Source organism: Anaerococcus hydrogenalis (assembly GCF_002871895.1).
Classification (GTDB): Bacteria; Bacillota; Clostridia; order Tissierellales; family Peptoniphilaceae; genus Anaerococcus; species Anaerococcus hydrogenalis.
Genome location: NZ_PNHP01000001.1, coordinates 201226 through 218278 on the forward strand (window position 1 = coordinate 201226; position 17053 = coordinate 218278).

At 29.1% G+C, this 17053-nt stretch carries 19 protein-coding genes and 1 tRNA gene; all 20 read left to right on the forward strand.

Annotated features, from left to right (window positions below; genetic code table 11):
* Positions 1–15: 15 nt before the first annotated feature.
* The gene (locus tag CJ192_RS09400; protein WP_244897260.1) at positions 16–288 is read left to right on the forward strand and encodes a hypothetical protein; all 273 of its coding nucleotides are present in this window, start codon (positions 16–18) and stop codon (positions 286–288) included.
* A 348-nt stretch (positions 289–636) separates the two neighbouring features.
* Positions 637–1227 (forward strand): phosphatase PAP2 family protein, encoded by a 591-nt coding sequence (locus CJ192_RS00920; RefSeq protein WP_102197420.1) that lies wholly within the window; start codon positions 637–639, stop codon positions 1225–1227.
* Between the two features lie 52 nt (positions 1228–1279).
* A tRNA-Leu gene (locus CJ192_RS00925) sits at positions 1280–1366 on the forward strand.
* Between the two features lie 144 nt (positions 1367–1510).
* Positions 1511–2575 (forward strand): glycosyltransferase, encoded by a 1065-nt coding sequence (locus tag CJ192_RS00930; RefSeq protein ID WP_102197421.1) that lies wholly within the window; start codon positions 1511–1513, stop codon positions 2573–2575.
* A 9-nt stretch (positions 2576–2584) separates the two neighbouring features.
* Positions 2585–4159, forward strand: a complete 1575-nt coding sequence (locus CJ192_RS00935) for a hypothetical protein (RefSeq protein ID WP_102197422.1) — start codon at positions 2585–2587, stop codon at positions 4157–4159.
* Positions 4160–4222: 63 nt separating this feature from the next.
* Positions 4223–6865 (forward strand): DNA polymerase I, encoded by a 2643-nt coding sequence (gene polA / locus CJ192_RS00940; protein ID WP_102197423.1) that lies wholly within the window; start codon positions 4223–4225, stop codon positions 6863–6865.
* Positions 6852–7436 (forward strand): dephospho-CoA kinase, encoded by a 585-nt coding sequence (gene coaE, locus CJ192_RS00945; protein WP_004818837.1) that lies wholly within the window; start codon positions 6852–6854, stop codon positions 7434–7436. Before polA ends, coaE begins: the two co-directional genes overlap by 14 nt.
* A gap of 2 nt (positions 7437–7438) precedes the next feature.
* Positions 7439–8095 carry a lytic transglycosylase domain-containing protein gene (locus CJ192_RS00950; RefSeq protein ID WP_102197424.1) on the forward strand — a complete coding sequence of 219 codons (657 nt, stop codon included), beginning with the start codon at positions 7439–7441 and terminating at the stop codon, positions 8093–8095.
* A gap of 64 nt (positions 8096–8159) precedes the next feature.
* A complete protein-coding gene (gene rsxC / locus CJ192_RS00955) occupies positions 8160–9476 on the forward strand; it encodes an electron transport complex subunit RsxC (protein ID WP_102197425.1) in 1317 nt (438 codons plus the stop codon).
* A gap of 11 nt (positions 9477–9487) precedes the next feature.
* A complete protein-coding gene (locus CJ192_RS00960; RefSeq protein WP_102197426.1) occupies positions 9488–10426 on the forward strand; it encodes an RnfABCDGE type electron transport complex subunit D in 939 nt (312 codons plus the stop codon).
* Positions 10419–10958, forward strand: a complete 540-nt coding sequence (locus CJ192_RS00965; RefSeq protein WP_102197427.1) for an RnfABCDGE type electron transport complex subunit G — start codon at positions 10419–10421, stop codon at positions 10956–10958. The genes CJ192_RS00960 and CJ192_RS00965 overlap by 8 nt, the downstream gene beginning before the upstream one ends.
* Positions 10959–10968: 10 nt before the next feature.
* Positions 10969–11634 carry an electron transport complex subunit RsxE gene (rsxE, locus tag CJ192_RS00970; RefSeq protein ID WP_102197428.1) on the forward strand — a complete coding sequence of 222 codons (666 nt, stop codon included), beginning with the start codon at positions 10969–10971 and terminating at the stop codon, positions 11632–11634.
* Positions 11635–11643: 9 nt separating this feature from the next.
* On the forward strand, positions 11644–12219 hold the full coding sequence (gene rsxA, locus CJ192_RS00975; RefSeq protein WP_004818926.1) for an electron transport complex subunit RsxA: 576 nt from the start codon (positions 11644–11646) through the stop codon (positions 12217–12219).
* A gap of 12 nt (positions 12220–12231) precedes the next feature.
* Positions 12232–13029, forward strand: coding sequence for an RnfABCDGE type electron transport complex subunit B (locus CJ192_RS00980; RefSeq protein WP_102197429.1), 798 nt, complete (start codon positions 12232–12234; stop codon positions 13027–13029).
* Between the two features lie 89 nt (positions 13030–13118).
* Positions 13119–13502, forward strand: coding sequence for a NusG domain II-containing protein (locus CJ192_RS00985; RefSeq protein ID WP_102197430.1), 384 nt, complete (start codon positions 13119–13121; stop codon positions 13500–13502).
* Complete coding sequence (locus CJ192_RS00990; protein WP_102197431.1) at positions 13499–14017, forward strand: Gx transporter family protein; 519 nt, start codon at positions 13499–13501, stop codon at positions 14015–14017. The genes CJ192_RS00985 and CJ192_RS00990 overlap by 4 nt, the downstream gene beginning before the upstream one ends.
* Positions 14010–14690 carry a RadC family protein gene (gene radC / locus CJ192_RS00995; protein WP_102197432.1) on the forward strand — a complete coding sequence of 227 codons (681 nt, stop codon included), beginning with the start codon at positions 14010–14012 and terminating at the stop codon, positions 14688–14690. Before CJ192_RS00990 ends, radC begins: the two co-directional genes overlap by 8 nt.
* Before the next feature lie 9 nt (positions 14691–14699).
* Positions 14700–15713 (forward strand): rod shape-determining protein, encoded by a 1014-nt coding sequence (gene mreB, locus CJ192_RS01000; RefSeq protein WP_102197433.1) that lies wholly within the window; start codon positions 14700–14702, stop codon positions 15711–15713.
* Positions 15714–15715: 2 nt separating this feature from the next.
* Positions 15716–16546: a rod shape-determining protein MreC gene (mreC, locus tag CJ192_RS01005; RefSeq protein ID WP_004812515.1), complete on the forward strand. Its 831-nt coding sequence runs from the start codon at positions 15716–15718 to the stop codon at positions 16544–16546.
* A gap of 9 nt (positions 16547–16555) precedes the next feature.
* Positions 16556–17047, forward strand: coding sequence for a rod shape-determining protein MreD (gene mreD / locus CJ192_RS01010; protein WP_102197434.1), 492 nt, complete (start codon positions 16556–16558; stop codon positions 17045–17047).
* Positions 17048–17053 lie beyond the last annotated feature (6 nt).

A 17053-nucleotide genomic window follows, 5' to 3' on the forward strand; every position in this document is an offset into this window, starting at 1 on the left:
CAATCTTACGATGTATTGGGAGATATAAGAACTGAGCAATCAGTTCTTTATGATATAAATATTCTTAGAAATAATAAAACAGGAAAAATAAAACTTGGAGATGTCAAAATACATCCAATTTGGAATGGCCATATGCGTGATGAAAATGGATATTTGGCAAAAGATTTTATGACAGAAGACTTTCTTGAGGGTGGCAAATATTATGATAAAGTAAATGAGGCCCAAAGAGAAAGAATCAGAAAATGTGATGAAATGATAAGAAAAACTGTAAATACAAAAGTAGAATAAAAAGACTGCAAGAGCAGTCTCAGTATGTTGGCAAAGTAAAAAACTTACCCATTTCGACCGAGTGCAACGAGCGGAGAAATCTCATGAGATCTCTCCATGCGTTCGTTTTACTCACACTAAAACAAGTTTGATTCTCAAACTTACTCTTGCTTTCGCACTTAGTTTTAGGGATGATTGTGCCAAATCAAGGCACAATCATCTAGTCGAGATGGTACGTAGCTTGATTTTTATTTTAAAATAAAATATTATCTACATTCGTACTTTGTCTATGCTCTGAGACTGCAAGGGCAGTCTTTTTTATTTTCTTTCTTTATGATAAAATTATTCAAAAGATATAAAGGGGAAAATATGAATTTTATAACAAAAATAGATATTTCTATTTTAAATTTTATACAAGGCTTGAAAAGTCCCTTGATGGACAAGATGATGACAACAGTAACTGCCCTTGGTAATATGGGGATTTTTTGGATATTATTAATTTTGATTTTTCTTACAACAAAAGAATATAAAAAAATGGCAAAGCTAATGGTTCTTTGTCTTTTGGTTAATACTATTATTGTAAATTTAATATTAAAACCTGCTGTTGGAAGAACAAGACCCTTTGAACTTGTTGATGGGATAAAATTATTAGTTTTAAAACCGCAAGACCCATCCTTTCCATCAGGACATTCAGCAATTTCATTTTGCATGCTAACAGTAATATTATTTTTTTCAAAGTCAAAAACTATCAAGATAATGTCCACTATACTTGCAATTTTAATTGCTTTTTCTAGGCTATACTTATATGTACATTTTCCATCAGATGTAATTTGTGGAATACTTATAGGCATACTTTCAGCTCTTGGAACTTTAAAATTTATTTATTCGGACAAAGGAAAGAAATTAATAAAAAGCCTAAGAGAAATTTATGTAGATTTTAAAAGATTGAGAAAAATGTAAAAAAATTTGCAAATATAAAATTATGGTGTTATAATATACAGGTAGTGTTAATGCTGGTGTGTCGGAATTGGCAGACGAGACAGACTCAAACTCTGTTGTTCTCCGGAACGTGTGGGTTCAAGTCCCACCACCAGCACCATTAATTTTTTTATTTTTTTCATATTTAGACAGGTCATTGTAGCCTGTCTTTTTTTAATGAAATTTTTTAAATTTCTTTATTTTACAAAAAAATATTAGTGTGTTAGAATTTATTTGAAATTCAAGGATTATATAAGGATAAAAAATGAAAGATATTATAGTTTTAATACCAGCCTTAAATCCTCCCAGACATATCTTAACTAATTATCTTAAAGAGTTGAGAGAAAAAGGATTTGAAAGGATTATTCTGGTAAATGATGGAAGTAGGAATGAATATAAAGAATATTTTGCTAGCTTAAAAAATCAAGGTATAGATGTTTTTGACCATTATAAAAATTTTGGTAAGGGAAGGGCCTTAAAAAATTCTTTTAATTACATATTAAATAATTACTCTGACTTTTCCTATGTAATTACTGCAGATTCTGATGGTCAACATAGGGCTGAAGATCTTTTTAATATTGCAAAGATAGCAAGTAGGTCAAAAGAAAATATTTTATTTTTGGGTTCTAGGGACTTTAATGAAGAAAATGTACCCTTCAAAAGTTCTTTTGGAAATAAGTTAACCAGTTTTATCTATAAGTTGATGTTTAAGGATAAGATAAGGGATACCCAGACAGGGCTTAGGGCAATTTGTAAAAGTCATATGGAAGACTTTCTAGATCTTGATGGTGAAAGATTTGAGTATGAAATTAATATGCTTATAAATTGTTCTAAAAGTGGAAAGAAAATCAAAGAAATCCCAATAGAGACAGTTTATTTTGATAATAACAGCGAAACCCACTTTAATCCAGTTAAGGATTCTATAAAAATATATTCAGTAATGTTTAAAACCTTCTTTAAATTTATCTTATCATCACTTTCTTCTTGGCTAGTTGACATAGGATTTTTTAGGTTATTTACTAAAACTTTGATAAATATTGTAAAAAGTCAGTCCATAATAATTTGGATATCTACAATAGGTGCTAGGATAATTTCTGGACTTTTCAATTATAATGTGAATAAAAACATAGTCTTTAAGGATGAATCTGATTCTAAAAGTGTTTTTTACAAATATATTATTTTATGGCTATGCCAAATGATTTTATCAGCGTTTTTAGTGGATAGGCTATTTTTATCTTTGGGTCTTGATTCATCATTGATAAAAATATTTGTAGATTGTTTGATTTTCTTGTTATCTTATAGGATACAAGATAGGTATATTTTTAATTAGGATATTTATATGATATTTATAAAAATAATATTTTTACTCTTAGCTTTTTTAGGCTTTTCATTATTTATAAAAGAAAAATTTTCTGTCGATACGGTTTTCATACCATTTATATATGTATCAACATTGTCTAGTTTAGTATATATACTTGCTATGTTGTCAATGATGAAAGAAGGAGTTTATATATTTCATATATCTTTTTTTGTTATTTTCTTCTACTATATATATAAGAAAAAAGATATTGCGATTATTTTTAAAGACTTATATTTGTTTTTTATAATAGGTCTATTACTTACTTTTTATTTATACAATAAAGAATTTATCCACTATGATAATTTCAGTCATTGGGGTCGTATAAGTAGGTTTTTAATTGAAAATGATAGGATAAATGATTCAAGGGATACAATAATTTCATTTAATTCCTATCCACAAATGAGTGCATACTTTATCTATGGACTTACAAGACCACTTGGTTTTTCAGAAAATTATAACTTAATTGCCAACGCACTAGCGATTTTTAGTGGATACTTTGTTTTTTATAAAGCTTGTAAGAAAAGTATTTTAAATACTCTAATGTTTTGTATTTTTTCTATTTATATATTTTTTGATAATATATCAATAGATACTTTATTAGTTGATACTTTAATTTCAACAAGTTCCTTTGCACTATTTTCTTTCATATATGAATACACTTTTAATAAAAAAGATAAAAATTATTATTTATTATTTCCAATGTTTATTTTTGTTACCTTGATAAAAAATTCTAGTATCTACTTTTCTATGATTGCAATAGCTTATTTATGTATAAGAAATAGGAAAGATAATATTAAGATAGCAATATCTTGTTTTTTAACTACTCTATTTAGTCAAAAAATATGGTCTAACCATGTAAAACATACATTTGATAGCTTGGGAAAACATAGTATGAATCTAACAGAGTATAGGAATGTATTTGGTGAAAAAAATAAAAGTGATATTATTAATATAACAAAAAATTTTATTAAAGCTGTTTTTGATGATAAAATAATTTTTATTTTATTACTTATAATAATTGTTGCTTATTTTTGCAATAAAAGATCCACTATTTTAAAAAAATTGCTGATTTTTACTGTTGTTTCATACGCTTTGTATCAACTTGGAAATTACTTTATGTATATATTTTCTATGCCAAAGGGAGAAGCACTCCAATTAGCTGGATATGGAAGATATTTAAAAACGATAAGATTTTACCTAATTTTAGTTGTGTCATATATTATATTTTTAAACTATAAGACATTTTGCAGTAAAATTATGATATGGGGTCTAATGATTTATTTAACACTTAATCCATTAAAAGCACTTATGAACAAAAATACAGATAAAACTGCCCAAATCAATAAAAAAATGTTAGAAAAATATAGGGATGAAAATCATATAGGTGCAAATAAAAATATTTTAGTAAAAATGAAAGAAAAAGATGGGTCGTATTACTATGCATATATGGGACAATATATTTTTAAGACCAATAAGGTTAAAATAACATATATTGATGATGAAGAAAAAATAAATAAAAATGACTATGATTACTTTATAGATTTAAGTAAGTAGATTTTTCTACTTACTTTTTTTGTGAAAAATAAAATATGTTATACTAATAGAAAGGAGATTTATATGAGTAAAAAAGTAATGCTGATTGATGGGTCTAGTTTGATTTTTAGAGCTTTTTTTGCCCTTCCTAATCTTACCAATGCTGATGGGGTTATGACCAATGGTGTTTATGGATTCTTAACCATGTATTTTAGGGCTGTTGAGGAATATAAACCTGACTATATTTTGGTTGCCTTTGATAAAAAAACAAAAACTTTTAGGCACAAGGAGTTTGAAGATTATAAGGCAAATAGGGATAAGGCTCCAAGCGAGTTAAATTATCAATTTGGAATTTTAAAAGATATTCTTGACTCACTAAATGTCAAGTATTTAGATATAGATGGCTTTGAGGCTGATGATATTGTTGGGACTTATTCAAAAATCGCAAGAGATGAGGGCCTTGAAACTGTAATAATAACTGGAGATAAGGATTATTTTCAACTTGTAAATGATGATGTTATTGTTTATCTTACAAGAAAGGGAATTTCTCAAATGGAAGAAATTACTGAAGAAAAAATCAAGGATGATTATGGCCTAAGTCCAAAACAATTAATTGATGTTAAGGGCCTTATGGGTGATAAGTCTGATAATATTCCAGGCGTTGATGGAATTGGGGAAAAAACTGCCCTTAAATATATAAAAAAATACGGGTCAATGGAAGCCTTGTATGAAAATTTAGATGATATTAGTGGTAAAAAAACCAAGGAAAATCTTGAAAATTCAAGACAAATTGCCTTTTTGTCTAAAAAAATTGGAACTATAGTAACAAATGCACCAGTCGATTATGAGATTAGCGATTTGAGGGTCGAAAATCCAGATATGGAATCCTTGAAGAAGAAATTTTCAAAATATAATTTCAATAAGTTTTTGGAAAAATTTGAAGATGGAAGTAAAGAGCAAAGAGAAGAATTAGACTTTTCTTATTCCTTTACAGATGATGATTTTTCAATAATAGAAGATATTGAAAAAGAAAATATTTTTTATTTTAAGACTATTTTTGAAAATGATAATTATATACATTCAAAAGCTTTTAAAATTGCAATCAAATCACCATCATCAAAAACTTTTATCTATAATCCAGACCAAAAATTTGTAGAAAATTTCAAAAAATATTTTGAAGATGAAAATATTAATAAGGTTTCTTTTGATATAAAAGAAGATATAGTACTTTTTAATAAGTTGGGAATAGAAATAAATTTTCCTTATGATGATATTATGCTTATGCACTATCTTATCGACCCTTCCAGGTCTTCCTATGATTTAAAAACTTTTAGTCAAGCATTTTTGAAATATGAAGTTTTAAATGAAGAAGACTTGTTGGGCAAGGGAAGGAACAAAAAATCCTATAAGGATTTAAGTGAAAAAGAACTTGGAAAATATTTATCATCAATTATAAATGCAATAGAGGATAGTCTAGATATATTAACCGACAAGTTAAAAGAGCTTTCAATGTATGAGCTTTACAAAGATTGTGAAATAAAATTATCCAAAGTTTTGGCAGATATGGAAATAACAGGTTTTGTATGTGATAAAAATGAACTAGAAAAGATAAAAGATGAAGTTTCAGTAGAACTTGAAGGATTAGAAAAAATAATTTATGAGCTTGCTGGGTCTGAATTTAATATAAATTCACCAAAGCAGCTTTCAATAATTTTATTTGAAGACTTAGAACTTCCAATTATCAAAAAAACTAAGACTGGTTATTCAACAGATGCAAAAGTTTTGGAAAAATTAAGGGATAAACACCCTATTATAGGAAAAATTGAAAGATATAGGGAGATGTATAAGTTAAAATCTACCTATCTTGAAAGTTTGGAAGAATGTATTGATAAGGATGGAAGAATAAGATCAACTTTCAAGCAAAATGTAACAGCTACAGGTAGACTTTCATCAACTGAGCCAAACCTACAAAATCTTCCAATTAGAACAGAAGAGGGAAGAAAAATCAGAAAGGCCTTCAAGGCAGATAAGTATAAAGTCCTAATAGATGCAGACTATTCACAAATAGAGTTAAGAGTTTTAGCTCACCTTGCAAATGATAAAAAAATGCAAGAAGCTTTTTCTCATGATATAGACATTCATACAAAAACAGCATCAGAAGTCTTTGATACACCAATTGATGAGGTTACAAAATTACAAAGAAGTGAAGCAAAGGCTGTGAATTTTGGAATAATTTATGGCATAAGTGATTACGGTCTAAGCCAAAATTTAAATATTCCTAGAAAAAAAGCTAAAGAATACATTGAAAATTACTTGGATACCTATCCTCAAATAAAAAAATATATGAAAGATATTGTAAAAAAAGCCAAGGAAGATGGCTTCGTAAACACCATATTTAATAGAAGAAGGTATGTTCCAGAAATAAATTCTAAAAATTTCAACGTAAGAAGTTTTGGTGAAAGAGTTGCCTTAAATACTCCAATCCAAGGATCTGCTGCAGATATCATAAAATTTGCTATGATAAATTCATATGAAAATCTAAAAAAAGCAAAAGTAGATGCAAAAATTGTCCTACAAATCCATGATGAAATAATCATAGAGGCAAGTAAAAAAGATTTACAAAAGGCAAAAGAAATATTGAAATCATCTATGGAAGAAGCAGTCAATTTAAAGGTTCCACTTCTAGTAGATATTGACAGTGGAGATAGCATGTATGAATCAAAATAAAATTGTAATAACAGGAACTATAGCAAGTGGCAAGTCTTCCTTATCAGAAATTTTGAAAAATAAGGGATATGAGGTAATAGATAGTGACAAGATTAACTCGAAACTTTTGGAAAAAGATCAAATTAATTACAGAGAAATTCTATCATCAGGGGCATTTGATGAGGCCTTTGAAGATGGAATTATAAACAAAAAAACTTTAGGAAAGATTATCTTTAATGATACTAAAAAAAGAGAATTAATAAATAAAATCACTCATAAAAATATAATTTCATATATTAATAAAATAATAGAAAAATCGAATGAAAAAAATATTTTTATAGAAATACCCTTATTTTTTCAAATGAAAGAAAAATTTCCCTGTGATTATGTCTGGTTGGTTGTAGCAAATAAGGATGTACAAGTCCAAAGGCTTATGCAAAGGGATAAAATTGATGAGGATTTTGCCTTAAAAAAAATAAATAGTCAAAATTTTTCAGAAATGAAAGAAAAATCAGACCTGATTTTTGATAATAGTACAAGTCTTTATGATTTAGAAAAAAAAGTAGAAGTAGCTTTAGATAATTTGGAGTAAAAATGAAAGCTTTAAAAAGTATTTTTAAAATTATAGGATTAATAATAATAAGCGTAGTTATGGCGATAATAATAAGTTTTTCAATAGTTGCCTACCAAACATCAAGGCAAAAAATCGCCTACCAAGATCAAATAAAAAAATATTCTAAAAAATATAATATGGATCCATTGTTGATAGCATCAATAATAAAGGTTGAAAGTGATTATGACAATGAAGCCCACTCTAACCAAAATGCCAAAGGTTTGATGCAATTATTAGACACATCAGCAAAACATAGTGCTGAATTAATTGGGGAAGAATATTATCCAGATAAGCTAAAAGATGTAGATTACAATTTAAATTTGGGAGTTGGATATTTTAACTACCTATATAAATATTATAATGATGTTGATTTGGCATTAGCTGCTTACAATGGTGGAATAGGTAATGTAGATAAGTGGATTCAAGAGAAAAAAATTGACAAACATGACCCAGACCCTACAAAAATACCCGTAGAAGAAACAAGACAATATGTTATAAAAATAAATTCAAACTATGATTTGATGAAAGTTTTTTATGATGATGGCCTTCCTAGTGAAAAAGAATTAAAAAATAGAAAAGACTTATCGATAAAAAATTATAAGAAATTTGTTAAAAAAATATTATTTGATGTCCTATAGACATTGAATAATATTTTGAAATAATTTATAATGCTTATATACGTATTAAATGAAAGGAGAGAGTATGGCTCTAGAAAATTTGTCATTTGACAATGGAGTTAAGATTCCAGAGTATAAGGAATTAAGCGAAAATAAAGGCTTAATAGTTGCAAAGGTCCCAAAAACTGTAACAATTCCACTTACTCAACATATCGGAGCTCCAAGCAAATGTTTAGTTAAGAAAAACGATGAAGTGAAAGTAGGAGAGCTTATAGGTGAGGCTGTAGGTAATTTTTCTTGTAACATTCACTCATCAGTAAGCGGTAAAGTTACTAGTGTAATCGATATCCAAACAGCGTCTGGTAAAAATGCAAAAGCTGTTGTAATCGATACAGAAGGCTACGACCAAGAAATTAACTATGAAAGAAAAGATGTTACTAACCTTACTAAAGAAAAAATTGTTGAGGCTATGAAAGAAAATGGTCTTGTAGGTATGGGAGGGGCAGCATTTCCTGCACATATAAAATATTCACCAAATAAAGCAGTAGATACTGTAATTATAAATGGTGCAGAGTGTGAACCTTATGTTACTTGCGATGATTATATTTTAAAAACAAAGCCTGAAATAATTGTAGATGCTTTGGAACTTCTTGTAAAAGCAGTAGATGCTAAAAAAGGAATTATAGCAATAGAAGATAATAAACAAGAAGCCATAGAAAAAGTAAGAAAAGCAATAACAGATAAAAATTCGCCAAAGTTAGAACTTGCTACAATGGTTACCAAATACCCACAAGGGGATGAAAAAAGAATAATAAATGCAGTATTACATAGAGAAGTACCATCAGGTGGTCTTCCAATGGATGTTGGAGTTATAGTATCAAATGTTTCTTCAGCAAACGCAGTTTATGAAGCAGTTTATTATGGAAAACCACTAATAGAAAGATATATGACAGTAACAGGTCATGGAATCAAAAATCCTTCTAATTTTTTAGTAAGACTTGGAACAAGCTTTGATCATATGATTGAAGAAGCTGGTGGAATGACAGAAGATGCTGGAAAAGTTATAAATGGTGGACCTATGATGGGAATTGCCCAACCAAATATCAATCAACCAGTTGAAAAAGCTAGTAACTGTATACTAGTATTAAACAAAGAAGAATCAAAAGCACCAGTTACAAATCCATGTATAAGATGTGCAAAATGTGTAAATGTTTGTCCAGTTGGACTAATGCCACTTCTAATTCATAAATTTTCATTAAAAGAAAAATTTGATAAGGCACAAGATTTACATATTTTAGATTGTATAGAATGTGGTTCATGTTCATACATTTGTCCATCCAAAAGACCATTAGTTGAAGCTATTAGGTTTGGTAAAAGACAAATTCGTCAAGCAGGAAAGTAGAGGAGAATTAAATGGAAGCAAAAAAATTATTAGTATCATCCTCTCCTCATATGAGAAGCGAGAGAACTGTTACTAAAGAAATGTTAGATGTAATAATTGCTCTTATTCCAACAGGACTCGTAGGAGTTTACTTTTTTGGAACAAAAGCACTAGCTTTAATCCTAGCATCAGTAATAAGCTGTGTAATAGCAGAATTTATTTCTAACAAGGTTATGAAAAGAGATTCATCAATAAATGATTTATCAGCAGTAGTTACAGGCTTACTTTTAGCCTACAATATTCCAGTAACAATGCCAATTTGGCAAACAGTTATAGGAGCTGTATTTGCTATAGTAATTTGTAAGCAATTTTTCGGTGGAATAGGTCAAAATATTGTAAACCCAGCACTTGGAGCAAGGGCATTTTTACTTGCATCTTGGTCAAAGAATATGTCAAATTACGTAGCTCCTGGAAAAGTTTCTGCAGTTTCAGCAGCAACTGTTTTATCAGGTGGAGATAAACCAGCCCTACTAGATATGTTTATAGGTAATATGGGAGGATGTATTGGAGAAGTTTCAACCCTTGCTATATTATTAGGAGCAGCATACCTAGTATTTAGAAAAGTTATTTCATTAAGAATACCTGCAGTATACATAATAACAACAGCAGTTTTATTGATAATTTTCAATAAGTCTGTAGATGGAATACTTGAGCAATTATTATCAGGTGGACTTATGCTTGGAGCATTTTTCATGGCAACTGACTATACAACAAGTCCAGTAACTAAAAAAGGAGAGATAATATTTGCCTTTGGATGTGGACTTATAACTTCACTTATAAGAGTTTATGGAGGATATCCAGAAGGTGTTTCATATTCAATTTTATTAATGAACTTATTAGTTCCTCTTATAGATAGTAGAACAATGCCTAAGGTATTTGGTGTAGCTAATAAAGGGGTAAAAGATGAATAAAGCATTAAAATTAGGAATTAAATTATTAATAATTACAGCTGTATCAGCTTTGGTATTGGCCTTTACAAATTCAGTTACAGATCCAATTATTAAAAAAGCTGAAAAAGAAAAACTAAATGAATCATTAAAAATAGCATTTCCAGATGGCAAAAGCTTTGAAGAAGTAAAAGGAAAATTTCCTGATTCAGTAAAAGGAGTTTATAAGGCTGACGGAGATAAGGGCTATGTATTTGATGTAAATGCCAAGGGTGGATACGGTGGAGATATTGAATTTATCGTTGGTGTTGATAAAGATAACAAATTAACAGGATTCAGTCCTTTAAAACATTCAGAATCTGCTGGATTTGGTCTTCAAATGGAAGAAGATTGGTTCAAAAAAGGAGTTAAGGGTGTAAGCATGGATAAAAAAGTTGGAGCATCTGAATCTGGATCTGAAAATGAAATTGTTGGAATTTCAGGAGCTACATATTCAACAAATGCTATTTTAAGCGGAATAAATACAGCTCGTGATGTTTTAAAGGAAATTAAGTAGGAGGTTAAAAATGGAAAGACAAACGGGAAAACCAATTGATGTTCAAAAAGAAAAAGAAAAAAGAAAGAAAAAATCTCCTAATTTATTAAAAGTTTTTAAAGACGGTATATTTTCAAATAACCCTGTATTTGTACAAATGGTAGGTATGTGTTCTGTACTTGCTATTTCATCATCACTTTCAAATGCGATTGGAATGGGAGCTGCAGTAATATTTGTACTTACACTTTCAAACTTGGTAATATCTGTTTTGAGAAATTTTATACCTGATGAAGTAAGAATACCAGCCTTTATTGTTGTTATTGCATCATTCGTAACAATGGTTCAAATGATAATAAAAGCCTACTTACCAGCACTTGACCAATCACTGGGAATTTTTATTCCACTTATAGTTGTAAACTGTATTATTCTTGCAAGAGCTGAAGGTTTTGCATCACAAAATGGACCAATTGCATCAATAATTGACGGACTTGGACAAGGTTTGGGTTATACTGTTGCCATTTCAATTCTTGCAGCTATTAGAGAATTGTTTGGAAATGGTACTTTACTAGATAATAGAATAATTCCTGAAGATTTTACAATTGGATTTTTAATTCAACCAGCATCTTCATTTATTATCCTAGGAATCATGTTTGCAGTAGCTAATGCTATTTCAAACAAGAAGAAAAATAATAAGTAGGAGGGAATTATGTCAAATTTATTTTCAATAATTATTGCATCAATTTTTGTTAATAACTATGTATTAGGACAATTTTTGGGAATTTGTCCAACTCTTGGTGTAACAAGCAAGGTAGAAACTGCCAAGGGAATGGGAGCTGCAGTAATTTTTGTAGTTACCTTATCATCAATTATCACTTGGGTTATCCAATACTACATACTAGATCCTTTAAAAATTGGATATTTGCAAACAGTAGTATTTATTTTGGTAATTGCTTCATTAGTTCAAACTGTAGAAATGATAATGAAAAAATCTATGCCAAATCTTTATGAGGCTCTTGGTGTATATTTACCATTAATTACTACTAACTGTATTGTTCTTGGTGTTGCTATTAAAAATATAAATGAAAATTATAATTTATTAGAAACAACTATAAATTCAGCTGCAGCTGCAGTAGGATTTTTAATAGCTTTAGTAATACTAGCTTCTATAAGAGAAAAAATCGAAGATAACGACTTGCCAGAAGCTTTCAAGGGTGGACCTATTACATTAATAACTCTAGGTCTAATGTCAATTGCCTTTATGGGCTTTGCAGGATTAGCATAGAGGGAGAAAATAATGAATAATATATTAATTCCAACACTTGTATTAGCTGTTTTAGGTTTTGTTCTAGCAAGCTTATTGGGTGTTATAAGTAAAAAATTTGAAGTTGAAACTGATCCAATTGTGGAAAGGGTAAGAGAAGCTCTTCCAGGGGCAAACTGTGGAGCTTGTGGATATCCTGGATGTGATGGATGTGCAAATGCAATTGCAAAAGGGGAAGCTGCTGTTTCTGCTTGTGTAATTGGTGGACAATCTGTAACAGATGCTGTTGCTAGTGCTATGGGAGTAGAATCTGCAGGTGCTGGTGAAAAGAAAGTTGCAGTTGTAAAATGTAATGGTACATGCGAAAATGCAAAAGACTTATATGATTATGCTGGTCTTGAAGATTGTAGAGCACAAATTGCACTTTTCGGCGGAAAAAAAGCCTGCAATTATGGTTGTGTTGGATGCGGTTCTTGTGTTAAAGCTTGTGAGTTTGATGCTATACATATGGTTAATGGGGTAAGTGTAGTTGATAAAGAGAAATGTGTAGCTTGTGGAGCTTGTGTTAAAATTTGTCCGAAAAATATAATAGACCTTGTTCCTTATTCACAAAAAGCAATTGTAAAATGCTCATCACATGATAAAGGAAAAGATGTTAGAGGAAATTGTAAAGTTGGATGTATTGGTTGTTCAATTTGTGCAAGGACTTATCCTGAAGGATTTGCAATGGACAATTTCTTATCTAAAGAAAAAATTTCAGATAATTTAGATATTGAACTATTAAAACAAGCTGCTGAAAAATGTCCAGCTAAATGTATAGATGTAGAATAAAATTATGATCACCGATTATTTTCGGTGGTCTTTTTTTATTAAATTGACATCGATATATTTTAAATGATAAACTCTAATAAGAGGTGTTTATGAAAGTTAAAAGAAAAGATATAATAGTTGTTGTATTACTTTTAGTTTTAAGTATATTTATGGCTTTTTTTGTGCAAAAATTTAAATCTGATCAAAATGGAAGCTATTTGAGAGTAGAACTTAATGGAAAAGAATATGGCAAATATCCTCTAAATAAAAATAAAACTTTTAAGATTAAAGTTGATAATGATGAATATAATGTAGTTGAGATAAAAAATGGAAAGGTTAAGATGATAGAGGCAAATTGTAGGGATTTGATTTGTACTCATATGCCAAAAATTAGTAAGGTTGGGGAGACTATAGTTTGTCTACCTCATAGACTTATCTTAGAAATTGTCAATGATGATACAAATGATGATGAAATTGATAAGGTGGTTAAATGAATAAAAAATATTTGAAAATTTATATGAATTTAGCACTTTTAACAGCTTTATCTCTTGCTATTTCTTTGATTGAATCTATGGTCCCAATGCCAGTGCCAATTCCTGGTGCGAGATTGGGATTTTCTAATATAATAATATTAATTGCTATTTATTTTTATGATTATAAAAAAGCTTTGACTGTTAGTATTTTAAAATCATTTTTATTGGTTTTGATTACAGGTTCAGTAATGAGCTTTTTTTATTCGATTGTAGGTGCGATTTTTTCGACAAGTGCTATGTATTTTGCTATTAAAAAATTAGATGATGATTTTTCTCTAATAGGAGTTAGTGAAATAGGGGCATTTTCCCATAATTTAGGTCAAATTATAGTAGCTATATTTTTCATGCAAAATATTAAAATGTTTTATTATTTCCCGATTTTAGTATTTATTGGTATATTTACTGGATTTTTTGTTGGTTTAAGTACAGACTTTATGATAAAGCATTTGGAAAAAATTGGTGTTTTTAATGAATAAGAAGATTAAAGATTTAGATATAAGTCAAAGACCAAGAGAAAAACTTAAAAGTGAAGGATTTGATTGTCTAAGTGACGAGGAATTATTGGCTATTTTAATAGGGACTGGGTCTAAAAAGAAAAATGCCATTGAGCTTAGCAGAGAAATTTTCTCAAAATTTACTACTGACGAGCTCTTGTCAATTTCTATTGAGGAGCTTTCGACAGTAGAAGGAATTAAACTAGCTAAGGCTAGTAAGATTGTAGCATCAATTCAGCTTGGTAAAAGGCTTAGTGAAAAGATGGCTAATAAGAAAATTAGGCAAATAACTTGTGGTGACGATGTTTATGAACTTATGAAAAATAAATTTTTAGACACAAAAAAAGAACATTTCTATGCTATATTATTAGATACAAAAAATGTTATTATAAGTAAGGAATTAATATCTACAGGAGATTTGAATTCTTCTATTGTAAATCCTAGGGAATGTTTTATAGCTGCAGTTAGAAAGAGTGCTAATGCTATAATTTTTGTACATAATCATCCAAGTGGAAATTGTAATCCTTCTAGAAATGATAAAATAATTACAGATAGACTTGTTCAAGCTGGAAAAATTTTAGATATTAGTGTATTAGACCATATTGTTATTGGAAATGGTAAATATTTTAGCTTTAAAAAAGAGTGTTTAATGTAGGAGAAGAAGATGAAGTTTAGAATTAAGGCTGAAGATCTAGCTATAGATTTAGGTACTAGCAGTATAAAGGTTTTTAAAAAAGAGGATGGTGTTATAATCAATGAACCAAGCGTTTTGGTTTTGGACCATCAAAATAGGCAAATAAAAGCAATTGGCCAAGAGGCGAAAGATATGATTGGAAAGACTCCTGATGAAATTATAATTCAAAGACCGATTGAAAAGGGGGTAATTTCTGATTTTAATTTGACTGAAGCTATGCTTAATCATTATTTTCAACAGATAAACCCAGGTTTTTCTTTGTTACAATCAAGGGCAGTCGTTTGTGTTCCTAGTGGAATTACTGATATAGAACAAAGGGCTGTTGAAGATGCGGCTTTACATGCAGGAAGTAGGGATGTAATCATGGTTGATGAATCTCTTGCATCTTGTTTTGGAATAGGCCTAAGCCCAGAAGATCCAAGGGGAATTTTGGTTATAAATCTTGGTGCTGGAAATAGCGAGGTTTGTGTAGTTAGTTTAAATGGAATTGTGGCTAGTAAGACCTTAAAAATAGGTGGAGATGATATTGATAAAAATATCCAAACTTTTTTAAAGGAAAATAAAAAAATAGAAATAGGTTTAAACACTGCTGAAAAAATCAAAAAAGAAATACTATCTCTTAGAATCAAGGATAAAAATTTATCTATGGATGTTGAAGGAAGAGATTTATCAGATGCTAAACCAAAAAGAATTAAATTAAAAAGTGAAGAAATTGCAGCTTGTTTGAGTGAATTTGCAGATTCTTTGGTTGAAATGATATATCTCGTTTTAGAAAAAACTCCACCAGAGTTATCGAGTGATATTAAAAATGATGGTTTTATTCTAACAGGTGGAATGGCAAAGGTTAAGGGTCTTGGAGAATATATTGAAAAGAAAATTAATTTAAAGTCAAAAATATCAGAAAATCCTGAACTTGATGCTATAAAAGGTGCAGGACTTATCATGGAAAATCCAGATAGGTTTTTAAAATATCAAAGTAGGTAAGTATGTCATATAGAAGAAAAAAGAAAAGTAACAAATCTTTTATTATCACAATAATTTTATTGGTTTTATTAATCTTTGTATCAAGCATTTCTGATGGTTTGGTTAAAGCTGGTAATAATGCGGTTAATACTATATTTATGCCAGTAAATAAAATTTCGTATTCAATTTCATCTGAGTTGATTAAGGCTGTAGAAGATACAATAGGATCTAAGCAAACAAGGTCTGAAATCGAAAAGTTGAAAATTGAAAATAAAAATCTCTTAAAAGAAAATGCAAATTTAAATGAAATCATCAATAGAAAAGATTTTCTTAAGGCTGAAAAAAAGGCTATGAAAAATGAAAAATATGATTATATTAAGGCTCAAATAATCAGCTCTGATGTAAAAAGTATGCAAGAATCATTTTTTATTGATAAGGGAAAGAAAGATGGCTTAAAGGTTAATGATGTAATTTTACAGGCTATAGGTGATAGCGAATATTCTTCAGCTGTTATTGGAAAGGTTGTAAAAGTCAATGCTACTACAAGTAAGGTTGAAACTATCAAAAATTCATCAAATGATGTATCATTTATAAATTCTAGAAGTGGAGATTATGGGGTAATTGATGATTTTAAAAATAAAACCATATCAGGCTATATGTTAGAAGTTTCAAGCGATGCTAAAAAATCAGATATTCTTCTAACAAGTGGAATAGGTGGAGTTTATCCTAAAGGCTTATATTTGGGAGAAATTTCAAATGTTTATATGAGCAAGGATTCTTTGAGAAAAAATGTAAATATAGATTCTCCTGTTGATTTCACTCATTTGTATAGGGTTTTGGTTTTAAGAAGGTAAGGTGCTTATATGAATAAATTAAAAACATTTATAGTTTCATTAATATCTTTTATCTTACAAATAACTGTTTTTTCAAAGATAGATATATTTGGCGCTAATATAAATATAATTATTGGACTAGTTATTTCACTTTCTCTTATCTTAGGATCAAAAAGCGGGGCTTATGCCGGTCTTATAATTGGATTATTGGAAGATTTGATGTTTTCTAAAATAATTGGAATTAGGGCCTTATCATATTTTTTGATTGGCTATATTGTAGGAGATGAAAGATTTAGATTTAATAGTGACAAAAATACTGGATTAATTTTAAGTTTTGCCTTTACCATAGCTAATTTTATTTTTGTAAGCCTAATCACTTACTTATTTAAGTCAGATATGATTGTTATAAAAAATTATCTATTTTTACCACTATTGGTAGAAGCAGTATTAAACACTATAATTTATCTAGTTTATCATTTTATAGTGAAAAAATTAATGTATATTCCAACATATAGAATATAGGGGTGT